General features: G+C 39.9%; 23 protein-coding genes. 16 read left to right on the forward strand and 7 right to left on the reverse strand.

Features of this window, described 5'->3' with window-relative positions; translation table 11 throughout:
* The first annotated feature begins 108 nt into the window (after window positions 1-108).
* From cotE to mutL, 3 genes are all read left to right on the forward strand, one after another.
* The gene (gene cotE, locus ABG082_RS08460) at window positions 109-654 is read left to right on the forward strand and encodes an outer spore coat protein CotE (RefSeq protein WP_007499466.1); all 546 of its coding nucleotides are present in this window, start codon (window positions 109-111) and stop codon (window positions 652-654) included.
* 124 nt (window positions 655-778) lie between these two features.
* Window positions 779-3,355, forward strand: a complete 2,577-nt coding sequence (mutS, locus tag ABG082_RS08465; RefSeq protein ID WP_348936763.1) for a DNA mismatch repair protein MutS — start codon at window positions 779-781, stop codon at window positions 3,353-3,355.
* A 22-nt stretch (window positions 3,356-3,377) separates the two neighbouring features.
* Entirely contained in the window at window positions 3,378-5,279 is a 1,902-nt protein-coding gene (gene mutL / locus ABG082_RS08470) for a DNA mismatch repair endonuclease MutL (RefSeq protein WP_046343564.1), read from the forward strand.
* A gap of 550 nt (window positions 5,280-5,829) precedes the next feature.
* Here mutL and bslA read toward each other — a convergent pair.
* Together bslA and ABG082_RS08480 are read right to left on the reverse strand one after the other, a co-directional pair.
* Window positions 5,830-6,366, reverse strand: coding sequence for a biofilm surface layer hydrophobin BslA (bslA, locus tag ABG082_RS08475; protein WP_017359045.1), 537 nt, complete (start codon window positions 6,364-6,366; stop codon window positions 5,830-5,832).
* 125 nt (window positions 6,367-6,491) lie between these two features.
* Complete coding sequence (locus tag ABG082_RS08480) at window positions 6,492-6,893, reverse strand: hypothetical protein (RefSeq protein ID WP_035701075.1); 402 nt, start codon at window positions 6,891-6,893, stop codon at window positions 6,492-6,494.
* Window positions 6,894-7,482: 589 nt separating this feature from the next.
* On the opposite strand from ABG082_RS08480, the gene ABG082_RS08485 reads away from it, so the two are divergent.
* From ABG082_RS08485 to ABG082_RS08495, 3 genes are all read left to right on the forward strand, one after another.
* Window positions 7,483-7,956, forward strand: coding sequence for a CarD family transcriptional regulator (locus tag ABG082_RS08485; RefSeq protein WP_007499456.1), 474 nt, complete (start codon window positions 7,483-7,485; stop codon window positions 7,954-7,956).
* A gap of 314 nt (window positions 7,957-8,270) precedes the next feature.
* The gene (locus tag ABG082_RS08490) at window positions 8,271-9,020 is read left to right on the forward strand and encodes a poly-gamma-glutamate hydrolase family protein (RefSeq protein ID WP_008344021.1); all 750 of its coding nucleotides are present in this window, start codon (window positions 8,271-8,273) and stop codon (window positions 9,018-9,020) included.
* A 165-nt stretch (window positions 9,021-9,185) separates the two neighbouring features.
* Window positions 9,186-10,334, forward strand: a complete 1,149-nt coding sequence (locus ABG082_RS08495) for a Rap family tetratricopeptide repeat protein (RefSeq protein WP_058213763.1) — start codon at window positions 9,186-9,188, stop codon at window positions 10,332-10,334.
* Between the two features lie 89 nt (window positions 10,335-10,423).
* On the opposite strand, the gene ABG082_RS08500 is transcribed toward ABG082_RS08495, so the two are convergent.
* On the reverse strand, window positions 10,424-11,749 hold the full coding sequence (locus ABG082_RS08500; protein WP_057079515.1) for a S8 family peptidase: 1,326 nt from the start codon (window positions 11,747-11,749) through the stop codon (window positions 10,424-10,426).
* A 584-nt stretch (window positions 11,750-12,333) separates the two neighbouring features.
* Here ABG082_RS08500 and ABG082_RS08505 point away from each other — a divergent pair.
* A complete protein-coding gene (locus ABG082_RS08505) occupies window positions 12,334-13,068 on the forward strand; it encodes a poly-gamma-glutamate hydrolase family protein (RefSeq protein WP_008344018.1) in 735 nt (244 codons plus the stop codon).
* A 76-nt stretch (window positions 13,069-13,144) separates the two neighbouring features.
* Window positions 13,145-13,594: an OsmC family protein gene (locus ABG082_RS08510; RefSeq protein ID WP_035700836.1), complete on the forward strand. Its 450-nt coding sequence runs from the start codon at window positions 13,145-13,147 to the stop codon at window positions 13,592-13,594.
* A 46-nt stretch (window positions 13,595-13,640) separates the two neighbouring features.
* Here ABG082_RS08510 and ABG082_RS08515 read toward each other — a convergent pair whose 3' ends face one another.
* The 4 genes from ABG082_RS08515 to ABG082_RS08530 form a co-directional block, all read right to left on the reverse strand.
* Entirely contained in the window at window positions 13,641-14,009 is a 369-nt protein-coding gene (locus ABG082_RS08515; RefSeq protein WP_007499443.1) for a multidrug efflux SMR transporter, read from the reverse strand.
* A 15-nt stretch (window positions 14,010-14,024) separates the two neighbouring features.
* Window positions 14,025-14,342 carry a multidrug efflux SMR transporter gene (locus ABG082_RS08520; RefSeq protein WP_017367286.1) on the reverse strand — a complete coding sequence of 106 codons (318 nt, stop codon included), beginning with the start codon at window positions 14,340-14,342 and terminating at the stop codon, window positions 14,025-14,027.
* Between the two features lie 2 nt (window positions 14,343-14,344).
* Window positions 14,345-14,887 (reverse strand): TetR/AcrR family transcriptional regulator, encoded by a 543-nt coding sequence (locus tag ABG082_RS08525; protein ID WP_008344015.1) that lies wholly within the window; start codon window positions 14,885-14,887, stop codon window positions 14,345-14,347.
* Window positions 14,888-14,999: 112 nt separating this feature from the next.
* Window positions 15,000-15,263 (reverse strand): hypothetical protein, encoded by a 264-nt coding sequence (locus ABG082_RS08530; protein WP_017359036.1) that lies wholly within the window; start codon window positions 15,261-15,263, stop codon window positions 15,000-15,002.
* A gap of 104 nt (window positions 15,264-15,367) precedes the next feature.
* Between ABG082_RS08530 and ABG082_RS08535 the strand changes: the two genes are divergently transcribed.
* The 8 genes from ABG082_RS08535 (at window position 15,368) to nrdF (ending at window position 21,541) form a co-directional block, all read left to right on the forward strand.
* Window positions 15,368-15,769, forward strand: a complete 402-nt coding sequence (locus ABG082_RS08535) for a YmaF family protein (RefSeq protein ID WP_007499437.1) — start codon at window positions 15,368-15,370, stop codon at window positions 15,767-15,769.
* A 69-nt stretch (window positions 15,770-15,838) separates the two neighbouring features.
* On the forward strand, window positions 15,839-16,789 hold the full coding sequence (gene miaA / locus ABG082_RS08540) for a tRNA (adenosine(37)-N6)-dimethylallyltransferase MiaA (RefSeq protein WP_272511536.1): 951 nt from the start codon (window positions 15,839-15,841) through the stop codon (window positions 16,787-16,789).
* 25 nt (window positions 16,790-16,814) lie between these two features.
* Entirely contained in the window at window positions 16,815-17,036 is a 222-nt protein-coding gene (gene hfq, locus ABG082_RS08545) for an RNA chaperone Hfq (RefSeq protein ID WP_003211269.1), read from the forward strand.
* A gap of 162 nt (window positions 17,037-17,198) precedes the next feature.
* Window positions 17,199-17,531 (forward strand): YmzC family protein, encoded by a 333-nt coding sequence (locus ABG082_RS08550; protein ID WP_046343575.1) that lies wholly within the window; start codon window positions 17,199-17,201, stop codon window positions 17,529-17,531.
* Window positions 17,532-17,610: 79 nt separating this feature from the next.
* On the forward strand, window positions 17,611-17,823 hold the full coding sequence (locus ABG082_RS08555) for a hypothetical protein (RefSeq protein WP_003212415.1): 213 nt from the start codon (window positions 17,611-17,613) through the stop codon (window positions 17,821-17,823).
* A 265-nt stretch (window positions 17,824-18,088) separates the two neighbouring features.
* A complete protein-coding gene (gene nrdI, locus ABG082_RS08560) occupies window positions 18,089-18,481 on the forward strand; it encodes a class Ib ribonucleoside-diphosphate reductase assembly flavoprotein NrdI (protein ID WP_017359034.1) in 393 nt (130 codons plus the stop codon).
* Window positions 18,441-20,543, forward strand: a complete 2,103-nt coding sequence (gene nrdE, locus ABG082_RS08565) for a class 1b ribonucleoside-diphosphate reductase subunit alpha (protein WP_017359033.1) — start codon at window positions 18,441-18,443, stop codon at window positions 20,541-20,543. The genes nrdI and nrdE overlap by 41 nt, the downstream gene beginning before the upstream one ends.
* 17 nt (window positions 20,544-20,560) lie before the next feature.
* Window positions 20,561-21,541 carry a class 1b ribonucleoside-diphosphate reductase subunit beta gene (gene nrdF, locus ABG082_RS08570; protein ID WP_008344010.1) on the forward strand — a complete coding sequence of 327 codons (981 nt, stop codon included), beginning with the start codon at window positions 20,561-20,563 and terminating at the stop codon, window positions 21,539-21,541.
* Window positions 21,542-21,560 lie beyond the last annotated feature (19 nt).

A 21,560-nucleotide genomic window follows, 5' to 3' on the forward strand; every position in this document is an offset into this window, starting at 1 on the left:
ACACTGAAACAGAAATGAATTTAATTGAACATGAGACTCAAAATCGTGACACACTAGACGAATGCCCAGCATAAGATAAAACGATCAAGAACAAGGAGGCATGCCGGAATGTCTGAATACAGAGAAATTATTACAAAAGCGGTGGTTGCAAAAGGGAGGAAATTTACCCAAAGCACACACACCATTTCTCCATCGCAAAAACCAACCAGCATCCTAGGCGGTTGGATCATTAATCATAAGTACGATGCTGAAAAGGTCGGTAAAACAGTTGAGATTGAAGGTACATTTGATATTAACGTGTGGTATTCTTACGCAGACAACACGAAAACCGAAGTGGTCACAGAACGTGTAAAATATGTAGATATCATCAAACTGAGATATAAAGATAAAAACTTCCTTGATGATGAGCACGAAGTGATTGCGAAAGTCTTACAGCAGCCCAATTGCTTAGAAGTCACCATTTCTCCAAATGGCAATAAAATTGTCGTTCAAGCAGAGCGTGAATTCATTGCTGAAGTAGTAGGGGAAACCAAAATCGTTGTAGAAGTCAATTCAAGCTGGAAAGAAAAAGATGATCACGAATGGGAAGAAGAAGTGGATGAGGAATTAGAAGATATTCATCCAGAATTCCTCGCAGGTGATCCAGAAGAGTAATTGATGACTAGGGCGCATATCCCCCTAGTTTTTTTGTGCTTTGATCTAGGGAAAAAAGGTGAATTTTTATGCTATAATGAAAGATGGTATGAATTCGAAAGTAATATAGTGAGGGATTAGAAATATGGCAAGTTATACGCCCATGATACAGCAATATTTAAAGATCAAGGCAGATTACCAAGATGCCTTTTTATTTTTTCGCTTAGGCGATTTTTATGAAATGTTTTTTGATGATGCAAAAGAAGCAGCACAAGAATTAGAAATTACGTTAACAAGCAGGGATGGCGGCACGATTCCAATGTGTGGTGTTCCATATCATTCTGCGTCTGCATACATAGAACAACTGATTGAAAAAGGTTATAAAGTCGCCATTTGTGAGCAGGTGGAAGACCCTAAAACGGCAAAAGGTGTGGTCAAAAGAGAGGTCGTTCAACTGATTACACCAGGTACGGTCATGGATGGCAAAGGACTGAATGAAAACGAAAATAACTTTATTGCGTCTGTTTCCAGCTTTCAAAATGGCTATGGTCTTGCACTTTCCGATTTATCAACAGGTGAAAACATGGTGGCTTTCATTGAACGGTTAGATGAAGTTGTGTCTGAAATTTATTCTGTCGGTGCAAAAGAGATTGTGGTATCAAAGCAGCTCGATGAAGAAACGGTGAAAACCCTGAAGGAACGCTGCCAAGCGACCATCTCATACGAAGATAGCGCTGAATTAATAGATGAAGCTGAACGACTCGTTGCTCATCTTGACGAACATCTGAAAATAGCATTTTTAACACTCTATGCATACTTAAGAAGAACGCAAAAAAGGAGTCTTGATCATCTTCAGCAAGTTCAAGTGTTTCAGCTTGAACAAACGATGAAAATTGATCTTTACTCAAAAAGAAACCTTGAATTAACAGAAACCATCCGTTCAAAAAGCAAGAAGGGTTCTTTATTATGGCTCTTAGATGAAACAAAAACGGCAATGGGCGGAAGATTGCTGAAGCAATGGATCGATCGTCCGCTCATCCGCCTTTCACAAATCAAAGAACGCCAGGAAATGGTGCAAATTTTGATGGAACATTTCTTTGAGCGAGAGGATCTGCGAGAACGTTTAAAGCAAGTGTATGACCTTGAACGTCTAGCGGGCCGTGTGGCATTTGGAAATGTGAATGCCCGTGATCTCATTCAATTGAAAGAATCTCTCAAGCAAGTGCCGGCTATTAAAGAGCTTGTCCATTCTCTCCCGGAGGAAATGGCAAAATCTAGAGCAAATGACATTGACCCATGCGGTGATTTACTTGATTTATTAGAAGATGCTCTTTATGAGAATCCGCCGATGACGTTAAAAGAAGGCAATTTGATTAAAGACGGCTACAATGCAAAATTAGATGAATATCGTGATGCGAGCCGAAACGGGAAAGATTGGATCGCTCGTCTTGAACAGCAAGAAAGAGAATATACAGGCATTCGTTCGTTGAAAGTCGGCTTTAATAAGGTGTTTGGCTACTATATCGAAGTGACCCGTGCCAATACGCATTTATTAGAAGAAGGTCGTTATGAAAGAAAACAAACCCTTGCCAATGCAGAGCGGTATATTACACCTGAATTGAAAGAAAAAGAAGCCCTTATTCTTGAGGCGGAATCAAATATTAGTGAATTGGAATATGAACTATTTTCTGCGCTTCGGGAACAAGTAAAAGCGTATATTCCTAGATTACAGCTGCTCGCAAAACAAATGAGTGAGTTTGATGCGCTGCAATGCTTTGCGACTGTGAGTGAAAAGCGGCGTTATGTCTGCCCTGAATTTTCAGCAGATGAAGTGGAAGTCATTGATGGACGTCATCCTGTTGTTGAAAAAGTGATGGATCATCAAGAGTATGTGCCGAATGACTGCCAAATGGGCAAAGGGAGACAAACCTTGCTCATTACTGGTCCGAATATGTCAGGGAAAAGCACATATATGAGACAAATGGCATTGATCTCAATTCTTGCGCAAATTGGCTGTTTTGTGCCAGCATCAAAGGCAACCCTTCCGATATTTGATCAAATCTTTACACGCATTGGGGCGGCAGATGATTTGATTTCTGGTCAAAGTACTTTTATGGTAGAGATGCTCGAAGCAAAAAATGCAATGGTACATGCGACAAAGAACAGCTTGATTTTATTTGATGAAATTGGACGCGGGACAAGCACTTATGATGGAATGGCTCTTGCGCAGGCAATCATTGAATTTGTGCATGATCATATTGGTGCCAAAACCCTTTTCTCCACTCATTATCATGAACTGACGGTACTTGAATCCCAATTAAGCGAGCTGAAAAATGTCCACGTACGAGCTGAAGAGCATGAAGGGACAGTTGTTTTCTTACATCAAATCAAAGAAGGAGCAGCGGATAAAAGCTACGGCATCCATGTAGCGCAGCTTGCTGAACTGCCTGATGCGATCATTGATCGAGCTCAGACCATCTTAACGGAGCTTGAGAGCGGATCACATGAAGTGATTCCGCGCGTGTCTAAAGCCCCTAAAAAAGAAATGGCTGAGGAAAAACAGCAGCTTTCTTTCTTTGAAGTGGAAGAAAAACCGCAAACAAAACCTGTGCTGAAAAACAAAGATCAAGCAGTGATCGAAGAATTGAAGTCATTTAATTTAATGGATATGACACCGCTTGAAGCGATGACAAAGCTATATGAATTGCAAAAGAAATTATAATGTAAGGTGAGGTGAGCAAGAAATGGCAAAGATTATTCAGTTATCCGATGACCTATCAAATAAAATTGCAGCTGGTGAAGTGGTCGAACGTCCGGCTTCTGTCGTGAAGGAGCTCGTGGAAAATGCGATCGATGCTAGTAGTACTGTCATTGAAATCGATGTAGAAGAAGCAGGACTTTCTTCTATTAGAATTATTGATAATGGGGTGGGAATCGATGCTGAAGATTGTAAGCTCGCCTTTCAGCGTCATGCGACGAGTAAAATCAAAGATGAAAATGATCTGTTTCGTGTCAGGACGCTCGGTTTCAGGGGGGAGGCGCTGCCAAGTATTGCCTCTGTCTCTCACTTAGAAATGAAGACAAGTACCGGTGAAGGTGCTGGAACACACTTAGCTCTCCAAGGCGGGAAGATCATTTCGGAGAAAAAAACCTCTGGCCGTCGCGGCACCGAAATTGTGGTCACCAACTTATTTTATAATACGCCAGCCCGTCTAAAATACATGAAAACTGTTCATACGGAGCTTGGCAACATTTCTGATGTTGTGAACCGAATTGCACTTGCTCATCCAGAAGTGTCGATTCGTTTGCGACATCAAGGAAAAGTGCTGCTTCAAACAAACGGAAACGGAGATGTGCGGCATGTGCTTGCGTCCATTTATGGAACGGCAGTGGCCAAAAAAATGCTGCCACTACATGTACAATCACTTGATTTTGAAGTGAAAGGCTATATTTCCTTACCAGAAGTGACAAGGGCATCACGTAATTATATGTCTTCTGTTGTCAACGGCAGATATGTCAAGCATTTCCCGCTGGTGAAAGCCATTCATGAAGGATACCATACACTGCTCCCGATCGGACGCCATCCGATTACATTTATTGAGATGAAGATGGACCCAATTTTAGTCGATGTGAACGTACATCCTTCAAAACTTGAAGTAAGACTAAGTAAAGAGCAGGAACTTCATGAGTTGATCAAACAAGGGATTAAGGACGTCTTTCAAAAGCAGCAGCTCATTCCAAGTGCTTCAGTGCCAAAAAAAGCACCAATGCCAGCAGTGAAAAATGAGCAGCAGTCTTTATCTTTTGATTCTAAACAAACAATGAAAAGCCGAATGGAAACACCTGTTTCCTATGAGCCGGACTCGCTCGAATCGGCTGTATACGAGACCAGTCAGAACGACACATACGGGATGCGTGAACCGGAAAGTACGGAAGCGACTTTACCAGCATCGTCTGAAGAAACGTTTGACCATGTATATGTAGAGGAATCTGCAGCTTCGCATGAACAACATGACGAAGTGATACTGGAAGACAGTGCAGCCCAGCATCAGGCTGAAAGTGAACGTGTCCCTGTCATGTATCCGATTGGACAAATGCACGGAACGTATATTTTAGCTCAAAATGAACGCGGTCTTTATATCATCGATCAGCACGCTGCCCAAGAGCGAATCAAGTATGAGTACTTTCGTGAAAAGGTAGGAGACATTGAACAGGAAGTGCAAGAAATGCTTGTTCCATTAACTTTTCACTACTCAAAAAACGATATGTTGATTATTGAAGAGCATATCGATATTTTAGCAAAAGTAGGGGTCTTCTTAGAGCCATTCGGATCAGGCAGCTATATCGTTCGATCGCATCCGCAGTGGTTTCCTAAAGGAGAAGAGGCTGAACTCATCGAAGAAATCATTCAGCAAGTACTTGATGAAAAGCGTGTGGATATCAAGAAACTGAGAGAAGAAGCGGCGATCATGATGAGTTGTAAAGGCTCGATTAAAGCAAATCGTCATTTGCGTCACGATGAAATCAAAGCCTTATTAGATGAACTCCGGCAAACACAAGACCCATTTACATGTCCGCATGGCCGGCCAATTATGATTCATCATTCCACATATGAAATGGAGAAGATGTTTAAACGGGTCATGTAGCGAGGTTTGAGATGGTGGGTGAATCGGTTTGCCCACCAATTAATTTTTCAATCCGATAGTTTGGTTCGTGTTTTTGTGATGTGAAGATAAACACCCGCTGTCATGTTGTAAGGATAACCCCTTTCCTCAAATGGATAGGGGTTTTTGTTATTTGGTTATACGATTAGGTGTAGCGTGATATGATTGTAAAAAGAAGGGAATATGATGACATTCAAAAAAGCGTTCAATATAGGTTACTTTGTTTTGCTTTTATCTTTTTTTGTCGTATATTTTTTGCTTCCAGTCGACCAACTATTTACCGCAATGATGATTCTAACCTTACTATTTGGCGTATATCAATTTGTGATTTTTAAAAAACTAAAAGAGCAAAAACAACAATAAAAAACACCATTTGACTGAGGTTTTTTTAACGATAGATTTTATGTGGGTTTGCCAACTAAATGATGACAGACCATAATGAGATATGGTGTAACAATTATATAAAATGCAGTAAGCACAGTGGCAAGGGATGTGATGAATGAGAAAAAGCGCTCTAAGAGCGCTTTTTTGTTTAGCATCCGCAAGGATTTGGCGGTGTGACGACAACTGGCCGTTTATTAATATCAATCGTATCCTCTGCATAAAATGTGGAACCAATGCTGATCGCACGATTTTCTGCGCGGAACGTATATGTACCTGCAGCAGGAAGTACTTTATGAGAAAGTTGTAATGTATATTGGGAACTTCCGAATAAATCGAAACGAGCTGGAATGCGGACAGTTTTTCCGTTGTTCAAAATGTAACTGTCTTTTAATGCTTTTCCGTTGATAATATCCTTTGTTGTGGCTTGAAAACCTGCTGGTAAAGTAAATTCAACTGCACCAATACTAAGAACAGAATTTGGACGGTAAGTCAGGTCAATGTCAGAAAAAGACCATTCCTGTTTACTTGCTCCTGTGATTTTTGCATAAAGTGCAGCTGGTCGTGCATTTGTTGAAGCTTTGCCTTCCTCTGTTTTAGCCCCTTCAGCTGATGCGGCTAGCGGTACTGAGAGTGCCATGACCAATGTAAGCATCCCCATCATAATGATTGTCCATGTTTTCTTCATTTCTTCCTTCCCCCTTGGTTGATTATAGGTAAATAATAGATGATTAAATCCATTATTTACCTATAAGATTACCATATTCATATATGTCATTAAATGGTATTTTATACCCTTATTTTGCTTGTTTTTTAGTAATAACGGGGTAGGAATGCATTTGGTTGGTTCATTCCGTAAGCATTTCCTGTCATATGATGATTTGCCGGCATCATCATCTGCATATCATGATAGCCATATGGCTGGTAGGGAGCCATACCATAATTGCCGTAGTGACCGAAGTGATGGTGATCGTTCATCTGTACATTTGAATAGGGTTCATACTGCTTCATAAAAGGGGAATAGGCTGAATGATGATGCGGATGGTGTCCGCTATAAGCATCTTTTTTACCGGTATGATAATGATTTGGCATATTCATAGCGTCATGCATGTTTGGTGCGATCATATGCTCATGATTGGCTGTATACACATTTTCAAACGTGTGATAGGGATTTCCTTGATGGTAATGGTTGGTTTGGTTATTCATATTGTTCATTTTGTATCTCATCCTTTTTTTCAGGTTGCCATATCTTATGAACTGCACCTGTTTCATGAGCCTATCCATATGAAAGAAAAGAACAACATGCAACAAAAAAACCGGCTTTTCAGCCGGGAAAACAAAAGCAGGTGAAGCGTCAAGCACTAAAATGAGAAGCTATGTCTTTTTCTGCGACGCTTCTTACATCTGCTACAGACACTTTTAGGAAAATAATGGGGATCGTAGCTTCTTGACGTATCCCAAAAATCGCTCTCAAACCAATCATCTTTTTTATGATAAGACTTCTTTTTTTCACACGGCTCAATATGGTGATGATCGTCATGCTTTTTATAGCATTTTGAGTGGGAATGTTTGCTCTTGCATTTGCACATTGTCATCCCTCCTAAATGTGACTCAATGCTAGTATATGCAAGAAAGGTGTACGAGGACTGGATGGTGGCGCTCCTTTTGTAAAAAAAGGCTAATTCTTTAAAAACTCAAATAAAAAGAATTGACTAGTGCTAAATTAACATGATAAAATATAAATTTTTATCCTCTGCTGAAATGTGTTATAATGATATTGTGAATACTTTCGGAGGTGGCGGATTTGTTTCAAATAGGTGATAAAATTGTTTATCCAATGCATGGAGCCGGTGTGATTGAAGGAATGGAAGAAAAAGAGATTTTAGGTAAGACGCAGGAATATTTTCTGATTCAAATGCCGAATATGCAGATGATGGTCCCAAAAGGCAGAATCAATCAACTAGGTATACGTCCGGTAGCTGATCAAGCTACGCTGAAAGTTGTGATGAACAATTTTGCAGAAGAAACAAACGACGACACGCTTACTTGGAAGCAAAGATATGATGAAAATCTGAAAAAGCTAAAAACAGGTTCGATTGAAGATGGCGCAGACGTTGTCAAAGATCTGATGAGACGTAATCAGAAAAAAGCCTTAAATTCTAGTGAAAAGAAGATGCTTGAAGATGCACGGGGCATGTTAGTGAGCGAAATTTCACTTGCACAAGGCATGTCGCAAGATGAAGTGCTGACAGCATTAGAGAATGAATTAAGAGTTTAATGCTGGATATACAGAGACTGGCTGTAAACAGAAGGAGATATTCCTTTTGTTTACAGCTTTTTTATTTGAAAAAAGATGAAAATTCCCAATTTTGTAGGTGTTTTTGACTAAAACTAAAATGAGGTCATAGGATTTAGTTTTTACTTACACATGAACCGTTTTAAAGAAGCCGAAAATACCTAGGGCAACATAAAAAAACAGGTAACTTCTCCTGATTCATGAAAAGGAGCCGGACATTCTTTGAATTCTTTTAGCGATTGATAGTAAAATAATGCGATAAGATAACATCGAAGAGAATGAAAAGGAGCGGTGAAATGAAAAGACTACTCATAAGTGGATTCATCTTTCTCATCCTGTGTGCTCTTTTAATGGTGAAATGCAGCCATTCTATCCAAGAAAATAAAGAGCAAAAACAACATCATGAAGAAGTAGAAAAGTATAAGAAAGAGCGAAAAAAAGGGGATCAATATGAAAGTTTTAAACAGCTTATACGGCATGAAAGAGACGGCTATGAGATAGAGTTTCATGAAAAAGGGGGAAGTGACTTACTTGTCTTTTCTCCTCACGGCGGCGAAATTGAACCAGGAACAAGTGAAATTGTAGAAGCATTTGAAAAGAAGTACTCTACGTATTTATTTGAAGGGACAAAACAAGATAACAATCGTGACTTGCATATCACTAGTACAAAATTCGATGAACCGATTTTGGTTCAAATGATTAAAACATATCCCTTTTCTATATCAATCCACGGCTATAAAAGTGATAGAAGACATACACTTGTGGGCGGGACAAACGAAAAAATGCAAGAAGCGGTTGTGCGAGAACTAAAAGACCGGGGCTTCTCCGCAGAGCTCGTGCAAAAAGGCGAGCGCCTCTCTGGAACGGATCCAAACAACATTAATAATCAAAATGCCAGTGGCGAAAGTGTCCAGTTAGAAATTAGTACGGCGCAGAGAAAAGCCTTTTTTGACAACTTTGATACGAGAAAAGGAAAGAAAAAAGCATTTAGTCGCTATGTCAGTGGTTTAAAAGAAGTGCTTAGAGAATTCGACCCTTCTTCGTAGAAAAAAGGTTTTGATGGGCAAAAGTACTCTCTTTAAACTTGGTAAAAAAGATAGAAATGTGCAAAATCAACATAAAATATGAAATAAATGACAATTTGCCTTAAAATCATAAATTATGTAAAATAATAGTTATCAGTTTGATATGATAGAATGGGGCTGAAGTGGATGGCACACAAAATACCATCTTCCGAAGTAGGTGTAAAAATCAATCAATGGTACACACATATTTGCAAATTTGAAGTCGATCAGGCAAACGATATGAAGCGCCTTGTTGAAGAAGACATTCATGAGATGGAAGAAGATCAAGATTTATTACTCTATTATTCTCTCATGGATTTTCGCCATCAAATGATGCTTCAGCACTTAACGCCAGTCCATGCAGGGAATGAATCGCTTCAAGCGGTTTCTTTTCCAAAAGAAATTGAAGAGGCAGAAGATGAGATGACGGGTTTATTGGGTTATTACTTTCATTTTTTTCATGGAATGTATGCATTTACCCAGCACCGGTATATCGAAGCCATTTCCTATTATAAGCATGCGGAACATCAGCTGATCTTAGTGACAGATGAGATCGAAAAAGCGGAATTTTATTATAAAATTGCTGAAGTATACTATCATATGAAACAAACCTATTTTTCTATGCATTATGCGAAAAAAGCGAGAGACATCTATAAGAAACATCAGCTTTATGGAAAAAGAAGCATTCAATGCGATTTTGTGATGGCAGGTAATTGGATTGATGTAAGTCAGCATCAAAAAGCGCTCCCTTATTTAGAAAAAGCTTTAAAAGTGTGTGAAGCAATGGAAAGAAAAGAATGCACATCTTATTTTAAGGCGATGGCCCTCAATAACTTAGGAACTTGTCATTATAGTATGGGAACCTACCATACAGCGACTGTCTTCTTTGAACAAGCCATTTCACTTTATCAAAAAGATCAAGCTGCAATGATGATCAAATCATTGTTTTCACTGGCTCTTACTTGTTTTAAACTCGAAGATATGGAGCGAGCGAGTGAGGCTATAAAGGAAGGCATGAATCAGGCCTCTATATTGGGAGATGAAATTTATCAATTGAAATTCCAATTTTTACAGGCACTCTATATAGAAACAGACAGCTGGGAACAATTGAGGTCAGCCCTTTTGGGACTACGAAACAAAAAAATGTTTGCTGATTTAGAGGAATTGGCACTTGATGCGGCTAATTATTATAAGGAACGCGACATGTACAAGGAATCTTCCACTTTTTTTGAAATTGTGATCGAAGCGCGTACGCACATTCAAAAAGGAGATGAGATGTATGAGAACGAAGCATAACATGTCAGCTGCTCAAGTAGAAGAAAGACTTCACACATAAAAACAGATAAAACAACACCCTTTACGAAAAACGTAAAGGGCTTTTTTATTTATTCTTGGATTGCTTTTTCTGCGTCGATGGCACCTGCTCCGTAAATCATTGGATCCTCTCCAGACCACTTGCTTGTATTTTCTTTTAATAAAGTTTTGACTTCATCAGGAGTTAAATCTGATGAATGCTCTAATAATAGTGCGCAGATACCGGCACAAATGGGTGTCGCCATCGAAGTGCCAGATAATGTCGTATAAACATCATCGACTCTGCTTGATTTATCTAGTTTATCTAGGAATGATCTTGGTGATCTAAGAGAGACGATATTGACTCCTGGTGCGAGGAGGTCGGGCTTTGTTTCACCATAGACCGTTGGACCTCTGCTCGAAAATGGTGCCACGACATCGTCACTTGATTCGGGCGTATTTCGATCATCATAGGCTCCGACTGTAATGACTTTTTGACTCACGGCAGGGCTGGCGATCGTTTGACTGTTAGGGCCGGAGTTCCCAGCAGCAACGCATACGACAATCCCTTGATCCCAAGCCGCATTGACAGCGCGCACCATCGGATCGTCTTGTTCGTCATCATAACGCTGCGCATCGCCGCCAAGTGACATACTGATAATGTGAATTGGGTCGTCAGGATGGTCTTCGTTGAACTGTATGCACCATTCAACACCTTCTATAATAGTAGAAAGTGATCCAGCTCCTTGTTTATTTAACACTTTCACCCCAATGATATTGGCTTTTGGAGCAGGACCTTTGTATAAGCCACCTGAAGCAGCTCCGTCTCCAGCCACATCCCCAGCGCAATGCGTTCCATGACCGTTATCATCATAAGGTTTCGTTTTTTGTTTGACTAAATCTACAAAGTCGCGAATTCTTCCTTCTAAGTCCTGATGTGGGTATACGCCCGTGTCAACGACCGCAACCGTAATGCCTTCGCCAGTTAAGGTCGTGCCATTTCGAACGACTTCATCCGCATGACTTGATTGTGTCGCCACATCCAGCAGTGCATGTACCTGTCTGTCTAAATATATTTTGCGAATATGCTCCCCATTCGCTAAGAGTTCCTCTAAAGCAGCAGGGGTAAGATCAGCTGCGCAGCAGTCAATGTGTGAAAAATGTTTTTTGATGTTTGTTTTTCTGCTTTTTTTCAATAGCTGCTTTGTGCTTTGAATACCTGCTTCGACTGCATCTTCTTTAAATTCAATGATGACCCGAAGCTTCTTGCTCTTCTTTAACCTACCTTCAAAAAAACGATGAAGAAAACAAGGTGTCCACTTAAAAGGCTTATAGAGGTGAAGGACGGTCTCTCTTAAAGGTTGATCCAATTTACTAGCATGTGTTCTGACCATTTGTACCATGGAAAATCCAAACATGTGATGCCCTCCATTCTAGCTATCAATTCTCGTACACTCTTACGTTATGAACATGACAGCATCTTCGTTCGGATTCTTGTCCCTTCTTTTGTTCATATTGGCGTCTGACTCATTTCATCCAAAAAGAAAAAGCGTTTACATTTTGTAAAATAATAGAAAAAGGTGGAAATCATATCAAAACTGCCGATGATAGGTGGGAGAGTTCTTCTTAGAGAACCAGTAAAACAGAGGATTCTGCAGAAAAAAGGGGGTTCTAGACAGGGTCAATGCTCATACAAATGTGATTCATTCCAGATGAAAAAAACCAAATCCGCATAAAAAAAAGACGAATTAAAGAAAACAGACTGGGTAGGACTAGGTCATTTTAAACATAACTTCATTTGTTTGTCATACTATTCTAACTCTGTTTTCAATCAGGAGAGGCGTTTCTGTGTATATAAATGCAATTATCTTATTTTTGAGGAATCTCATGATCTAGAGTGTTATGATCAAATTTGAAGAGAAAATGTGGAAAAAATGAAAAGAAATGATGATTCAATATTAATCATAGAAACGGCTTAGAAATCTGTTAAAGGAGAACGGGAATGAAGAAGTTTTTTGCTTTGCTTCTCCTGCTTGCACTCGGATGGGGCGTCTATTATACCATGCAAGCACAGGAACATGATGAGCCAGTGTCATCAGGTGGAGAAGACGAAAGCGGTTCAAATGATATGTATCGAAATTTTAAAGAACTGGAAGAGAATGAATCAACAGATCATTATCAAATCACATCCAATCCAGTGCCCGGCAGCCGTCTTCTAGTGATGTCGCCTCATGGCGGGAGAATCGAAGGCGGCGTTAGTGAGATTGTCCATTTTTTTGATAACGATTTTTCTACGTACTTATTTGAAGGTTTTAGAGAAAATGCATCAGAACTTCATATTACAAGTACAAACTTCGATGAACCAATCGGAGTCGCACAGGCAAAAGCACATGATTATGTATTAGCTGTTCATGGATATAAAGGGGAGCCGGGAATTGACCACACCCTTGTTGGCGGAACAGACTATGACCGTGCTGAAAAAATTGTGAACTCATTAGAGCGCAACGGTTTTTCTGCTGAACTTGCAGTTGCACACGCAACCCTAAGCGGAACGAGCAATCATAATATTAATAATCTTACAAAAACAGGGCAAAGTGTACAGCTTGAGATTAGTAGAAGTCAACGGGAAGCGTTATTTGACAGTTTCGATTTTCGGCAGCGATCGAGTACAAAAAACGAGACGTTCTACCGGTATGTCAGGGCGATTCGAACGGTGCTGGATGAAGAATATACGTAAGGATGGTGCACATCTTAAGACAGCAAGGTGAATTCTTGTTACACTATAAAAAGTGATAACAAAAGGAGAGACAGATATGGCGCGTCATCATTTTCATCTTCAGGCAAGCTGGCCTGGTCTGCGTAACGATGTGGGGACAATCGAATGTGCACAGTTAAAGACGGAGATTTCCATTCCAAAAGAAATGGATGGACCGGGTATTGGAACAAATCCAGATGAGATGCTCCTAGGTGCAGCGGCCACATGTTATATCATTACACTTGCAGCCATGATGGAGCGGAGTCAATTAGAGAAAGAGGATCTATCGATGAGCTCTGAGGCAGTTGTCGATGTGACAAACGGTGTGTTTACATATGAGAAAATCATTCACCGTCCTGTCATCATTCTCAAAGAGTCTGCTACTGCACAGGACATAGAACGAGCTCGTAAGCTTGCACATAAAGCTGAAAGCTCATGTATGATCTCTAGAGCTGTGCAAGGGAATGTCCATATTTCTTTAGAAGAAACCATCAAAGCGGGTCATTAAGACAAAAAAGTCATTTTCTCTTGATTAATGGAGAAAATGACTTTTTTTATGACGTCCATTCGGTTTGATCGAATGGTTCTTTCTTTTCTTCCTTTTGTTTTTTGGATTGATTTAAGACAATGACGCCGCATATGACAAGTGCAAGACCAATGAATCCTTTCATATGAATGGTTTCGTTAAATAGTACGAGGCCCACAAGAGCAGTAAGTGCTGTACCGACCCCAGACCAAGTGGCATATGCAGATGACAGCTCAATTGTTTTGAGTGCCAAACTGAGAAAGGTAAAGGCGCACCCAAATCCGATCAGGACCCCCATACTCGGCAGCACCTGTGTAAAACCTTGCGAAAGCTTCAGCATCGTACTGCCAAAAACCTCTGTCAAAATGGCTCCTGTTAAATAAAGCATTCCTTTCATATCACTTCACATCCTTTAAGACATATTTAATAGTACGACCCCTGAAACAAGCATTGCCATTCCAATAAGTGCTTGACGGTTCAAGGTTTCTTTGAAAAAGAGCACGCCAAAAAAAGCCGTGAGGACGGTACCTACCCCAGACCATGTGGCGTAAGACATGCTAAGTGGAATGATATTAAGGGTCAATGACAGCATGTAAAAAGCAAGTGTATAGCCAGCGACAACGACAGCGCTAGGTTTAAAGCGTGTGAAACCATTTGATAGTTTCAGCATCGCTGCCCCAATCGCTTCTGAAAAAATGGCGATAGCCAAAAAAAGATATCCGAGGATCATCATCATCCCTCCTCTAAAATGTGTAAAATCCGATGAAGTAAAAGGGTTTTTTCCTCTCGATTCAATGGTTCAAGCTGAAACATTTCTGAAAACCATATGCCATCACAGGCAAGACGGATCAATTGGCTAAGTGCAGGGTCATTGATTTCCTCGGCTGCTTTTTCTTTAAATTCCGCATAAAAATGACGCCAAGGATTTAATAACGCTTCATCAAATGACATGGTTGCCAGCATACTTGTACATAGCTGTGTGGTGTTTTGCCTATCAAGATCATTTAATGTGGCCAATATATAGGCACGTACATAAGGCGCCTTTTCGTTTTTGTATGTTTCCTGATACGTGTCAAGCTGCTGACGAAAAGAGGCAACCGCATGCTCATTCATTTGCTGGATCAGGTCTTCCTTGCTCGAAAAATGATACAGTAGCCCGGCTTTGGTCATATTTGCATGTTCTGCCACCTGCTGAAGGGTGAGCTGACTCAATCCTTCTTTTAGAATGGTGTGAGCTGCTGCCTCAAAAATTTGTTCTTTTTTCGTTTTAGACATAAAAAAAACACCTACTTTACTGAACGGTCGGTAAAGTAAATGTTAACCTATGAAAAACAAATGTGTCAATCGATTCATTTTATAAGAGGATGTTTTCACTAAATCGTCATAATTAATAATAAGGGTATGGTCCATATGGCGGGTATGGCGGTGGATAAGGATAACCATAGCCATATCCTGGAGCAAGAAGCGACCCAGCTAGAAGCCCTCCAGCAAAACCACCTAAAAATGGCGGTCCAAAAAATCCAGGTCTCCCATAGCCAAAACCAGGGCGCCCAAAACCAAACCCAGGTCTTCCAAAACCAAATCCAGGGCGTCCAAATCCAAAAGGTCTTCTCATCTCATCTTGAACAAACGGTGCGTCAAAATAATTCATAAAAAAAGACTCCTTTCACATAAAATCACTGTAACTGACATCAGTGTATTCGAGTGGCCCACTTGTGTTTGGGTGAATGCCTAAAATAAGGAGGAATGTAAAAAATGGGCCTGTATCCGTCTGATTGGGCTAAATGTCCACCTCATGCTCATGCTTATAAAGCGCGAACGGATGTAACAGAAGAACATTATCATTTAATAGAAGGTATTTCTCAGCCTGTGAATGGAAGCAGTACCGACAGACATACTCATTATTACCGGGGGATCACGTCATTTGAAAGAGGGCATTTTCATAGATATTATGGCGTCACTGGACCTGCTATCCCAAGAGTGGACGGGACGCACTATCATGAAATTGAGGAAGTCACGTTTTCTGCCTATACCGATTCTGTCCCGATTCCATACGGGGGAGTCGTTTACAGTCCAGATGAAGAAAGGCCAACGCATAAGCACCGTTTAAAAGGAAAGACATATGAAGTGGTCGGGAATGAACCACTTGGCTGGTGACGAGGAGTATATAGGAGAGAAAGAGAAGTTATGCTATACTGTAGGCAGTTTGTAAAAGAGAGTGATGTTATGAAAAAACAACCAGTGATTGTATTAGTAGGTCCGACGGCTGTCGGAAAAACAAAGCTGAGCATTGATATAGCGAAAGCATTTAATGGAGAAATTATCAGCGGGGATTCCATGCAGATCTATAAAGGGATGGATATTGGCACAGCGAAAATCACCCCTGAAGAAATGAATGGCGTTCCGCACCATTTAATCGATATTAAACAACCGGATGAATCGTTTTCTACAGCTGAATTTCAGCAGCTTGTCCGCTTAAAAATCAAAGAGATTGCTGCGAGAGGAAAAACGCCCATGATTGTTGGTGGAACTGGGCTATATATTCAGTCTGTTTTATATGATTACACGTTTACTGATGAGAAAAGTGATCCTGCTTTTAGAGAAGAGATGACGCTGTTTGAACAGCAGCATGGACCGATCAAGCTGTATGAAAAGCTAAAAGAAGCCGATCCTGAGGCTGCAAAAGCGATTCATCCGAATAACGTCCGCCGCGTGATCAGGGCGCTTGAAATCATCCATACAACAGGTCAGAAAATGTCTGATATGCAAAACGGGCATCAAGAAATTCCTCTGTATGACACTGCCTTCATTGGGCTGAAAATGGACCGAGAGCTTTTGTACGAGCGCATTCATCAAAGAATTGATATGATGTTAGATGAAGGCTTAATTGAAGAAGTGAGCGCACTTTATCAATCTGGTTTGAAAGATTGTCAGTCTGTTCAAGCGATTGGTTATAAAGAGTTGTATGCCTATTTTCAAGGCAACTGCTCACTTGATGAAGCCATCCAGCAATTAAAACAAAATTCCCGAAGATATGCGAAGCGTCAGTTTACGTGGTTCCGTAATAAAATGGATGTCACCTGGTTTGATATGACACCACCTTGCCACTTTTCGGACAAAAAAGAGGAAATTTTCGCATATATAGCAGGAAAGCTTGGACTTAAAGCGAAACTGTAGTTATCAGAATCAAGGAGGACGAAACATGAAACCGATTAATATTCAGGACCAATTTTTGAATCAGATCCGCAAAGACAATACATTTGTCACAGTATTTTTACTGAATGGCTTTCAGCTTCGCGGTCAAGTAAAGGGATTTGACAATTTCACGGTGCTGCTTGAGACAGAAGGGAAGCAGCAGCTTATTTATAAACATGCGATTTCAACATTTGCACCTCAAAAAAATGTAAATCTTGAATTAGAATAAACACCCGTTTTCACCAATAGCCCCATGCAGCTGCGAATAAACCGGCCGAAACCCGCTACGTTTTTTGTCAGTGCAGAGGGGCTATTTTGCATGCCATGAAACTTTTCTGTCCAAGTTGCGTATAAATCCTTATTGGACATTTAAAAGGGTGAGGGGATTTATATGGAAAATGCAGAGCTTGAATTAAGAAGGATTAGAGTGATCCTTCTTTTGATTGGAATCGTTGTCTTATTTGGATCATGCGCCATCTCGAACATCGAAACGAGACAAGAAAGTTGGCATAACCATTCTTGTGAGCATGATGGGAGCCGTGTTGATGGTCTTTTGCCATCATCTGTTGCGCTAAAAAATAATCACATTGCTGTTGTGAAAGATGATGAAGTACATGTATACCGGTTTGATGAAAAAGAAGGAGAGCTGACGCTCATTACGACAAAGTACATAGATGAATGGGATGAAGATGATGGTGATAGTGAAGACTTTGATGAAGAGTAAGCACGTAAATTTACAAATGAATGTGAAGTCGCTACACTATAAACATGCATCAGACATCTAGACAGAAAAGGATGAGTTCATGACACACAAAATTAAAATTAATCATTGGGAACAAACTTGTGAAGATGACTCCTGTTTCGAATATGGAACAAGCGTTTCTGTAAACGGGAAAGAGTTAGTAAGAGAAGCCTCGATCGTCTCTGCGCTTGAAGCGGTGCTGAAAGAATTAGGTGTTGAAGTGGAAATAACAGAAGTGTCAGAAGATTTACAGTGCGATGCCTACAAAAAATAAAACAAAAAGTCTAGTCTACTAAGCGATTTTTTTTCGTGTTATGATAGATTTCGGTTTCAGTTGAATAGGGAGTAGGGCAGTCTATTTTTAGAACCTGCTCTGCTCTATTTATTTGAACGTACGAGTTCGGCTATGAATGTTCGGCCGGGTTGGTTGATTTTTTTCGTTTCGAGCATCTATATATTGTGTTTTGAAAAAACATAGTATACTATATATAGTGAATAACGAAATGATCAACAATACTAAAAACTAGGTCGTGATGGAATTGATTCAAATCGTATTTGATTCAAAAACAGGAAATGTTCAACGCTTTTTGGACAAGACCCCTTTTACAGACAAACGAAAATTGACTGGAGAAGAGTTTTTGGATACGCCGTTTATTCTCGTCACCTTTACGACAGGATTTGGACAAGTCCCTGGTACCACTCAGTCATTTTTAGAGAAAAATGCGCACCTTCTACTAGGTGTAGCGGTGAGTGGGAACAAAGTGTGGGGAGATAACTTTGCCAAAAGCGCCGATACGATTTCTAAACAATATCAAGTTCCTATTTTGCACACCTTTGAACTAAGCGGAACAAAAAGGGATGTTGAATTGTTTACACAGGAGGTAGAAAGAATTGTCACAAAATCAGGTTCCAAAGTGGATACAATTAAATAACGAGATTATGATTCAAAAAGAAGGAAAGTTTCAGTTCGACAAGGACAAAGAAGCTGTACATAGTTATTTCGTAGATTATATTAATCAAAACACGGTCTTCTTTCATAATCTAGAAGAGAAGATTGATTACTTAATAGAAAACGACTACTATGAGGAAGAATTTTTAAGACAATACAGCATGTCAGATATTAAAGAAGTATTTGAAGCTGCATATGCCAAGAAATTTAGATTCCCATCATTTATGAGTGCGTTTAAGTTTTACAATGACTATGCACTGAAAACAAATGACAAAAAGAAAATCCTTGAACGCTATGAAGACCGCATTTCAGTTGTGGCTCTTTTCTTTGCGGGTGGAGACAAAAAGAAAGCACTTGAGTTTGTGGAACTGATGATCAACCAAGAGTATCAGCCAAGTACACCAACATTCTTAAACGCAGGCCGTAAAAGACGTGGTGAGCTGGTGAGCTGCTTCTTGCTTGAAGTGAATGACTCATTAAACGATATTTCAAGAGCCATTGATATTTCCATGCAGCTGTCTAAATTAGGCGGCGGCGTCAGCTTGAACCTTTCAAAGCTTCGTGCGAAAGGTGAAGCGATCAAAGATGTAGAAAATGCGACCAAAGGTGTCGTAGGCGTCATGAAACTTCTTGATAATGCATTCCGATATGCAGATCAAATGGGACAAAGACAAGGTTCAGGCAGTGCGTACTTGAATATTTTCCACAGAGATATTAATGATTTCTTAGATACGAAAAAAATCTCTGCGGATGAAGATGTTCGTGTGAAAACACTATCGATCGGTGTCGTCATCCCAGATAAATTTATCGAGCTTGCTAGAGAAGATAAAACAGCTTACACATTCTATCCTCATACAGTTTATAAAGCTTATGGACAGCATCTTGATGAGATGGATATGGAAGAAATGTATGACGAGCTTGTAGAAAACCCGAAAGTCAAAAAAGAAAAAGTCAATCCGAGAAAACTTCTTGAAAAATTAGCTGTTCTGCGCTCAGAATCAGGCTATCCATATATCATGTTCCAAGATAATGTGAATAGAGAGCACGCACTGAACCATATTTCACGTGTGAAATTCTCAAACCTTTGTTCAGAAGTACTTCAAGCTTCAGAAGTCTCTTCTTACACGGACTATGATCAAGATGATGAGATCGGACTTGATATTTCTTGTAACCTTGGTTCTTTAAATATCATGAACGTGATGAAAAACAAATCCATTGAAAAAACAGTCAAGCTTGCAACGGACTCACTCACACTTGTGTCTGAAACAACAGATATCCGCAATGCACCAGCTGTTAGAAAAGCGAACAAAGCGATGAAGTCAATTGGACTTGGTGCGATGAACCTTCATGGGTATTTAGCTCAAAACCAAATCGCTTATGAAAGTGAAGAAGCAAGAGATTTTGCTAATACGTTCTTTATGATGGTGAACTATTACTCCATTAAGCGTTCAAGTGAGCTTGCAAAAGAAAAAGGGGAAACATTCCACCGTTATGAGGGCTCTGGTTATGCAACAGGTGAGTACTTCAATAAATACGTAGAAAATGATTTCACTCCAAAAACAGAAAAAGCAGCTGCGCTATTTGAAGGCATGCACATTCCAACAAAAGAAGATTGGGCAGCACTTAAAGATTTTGTAGCGGAAAATGGCATGTATCATAGCTATCGATTATGTATTGCGCCTACAGGTTCTATTTCGTATGTTCAATCGGCAACAGCGTCTGTGATGCCAATTATGGAACGTATCGAAGAAAGAACATACGGAAACAGCAAAACGTATTATCCAATGCCAGGACTTTCAGCACAAAACTGGTTCTTCTATAAAGAAGCATACGATATGGACATGTTTAAAGTGGTCGATATGATCGCAACCATTCAGCAGCACGTCGATCAAGGAATCAGCTTTACATTATTCCTAAAAGATACGATGACAACGCGTGACTTAAACCGCATCGATCTTTATGCACACCATAAAGGCATTAAGACACTTTATTATGCAAGAACGAAGGATACAGGGCAGGAAGGTTGTCTTTCTTGTGTTGTTTGATTAAAGGAGAGTTTAACGTGACAAAAATTTATGATGCAGCCAACTGGTCAAAACACGAAGACGATTTTACACAAATGTTTTACAACCAAAACGTCAAGCAATTCTGGCTTCCAGAAGAGATTTCCTTAAACGGGGATCTCTTAACATGGAAATATTTAGGTGAAGAAGAGCGAGATACGTACATGAAGGTACTGGCTGGACTGACGTTGCTTGATACAGAACAAGGAAATACAGGAATGCCGATAGTGGCTGAACATGTGGACGGTCATCAACGTAAAGCCGTGTTAAACTTTATGGCCATGATGGAAAATGCCGTGCATGCAAAATCATACTCAAATATCTTCATGACGCTTGCACCGACTGAAACGATTAGTGAAGTATTTGAATGGGTCAAGAAAAATAAATTCTTGCAAAAGAAAGCAGATATGATTGTAGGTCTGTACCGTTCCATTCAAAAGGATGACCCGATTTCCTTATTTAAAGCAATGGTTGCTTCAGTGTATTTAGAAAGCTTCCTATTCTATAGCGGCTTTTACTACCCGCTATATTTCTACGGTCAAGGAAAACTCATGCAAAGTGGTGAAATCATTAACTTGATTTTGCGCGATGAAGCGATTCACGGTGTGTATGTTGGATTGTTAGCACAAGAAATTTACAACAAACAAACACCTGACGTGCAAAAAGAGCTTTATGATTTCTCTATCGATCTGCTTAATGAGCTTTATGAAAATGAACTTCATTACACTGAGGATATTTATGACCAAGTCAATTTATCGCATGATGTGAAAAAGTTCATTCGTTACAATGCCAATAAAGCGTTAATGAACCTTGGATTTGCCCCTTACTTTGAAGAAGAAGAGATCAACCCAATTGTATTGAACGGACTCAATACAAAAACAAAGTCACATGACTTCTTCTCAATGAAAGGGAACGGCTACAAAAAGGCAACAGTTGAGCCGTTAAAAGATGACGATTTCTTCTTTGGAGATGAATCATAAGGAAAGCGTAAAAGTCAAA

The organism is Bacillus sp. BS1807G30, from assembly GCF_040047675.1.
Classification (GTDB): Bacteria; Bacillota; Bacilli; order Bacillales; family Bacillaceae; genus Bacillus; species Bacillus altitudinis.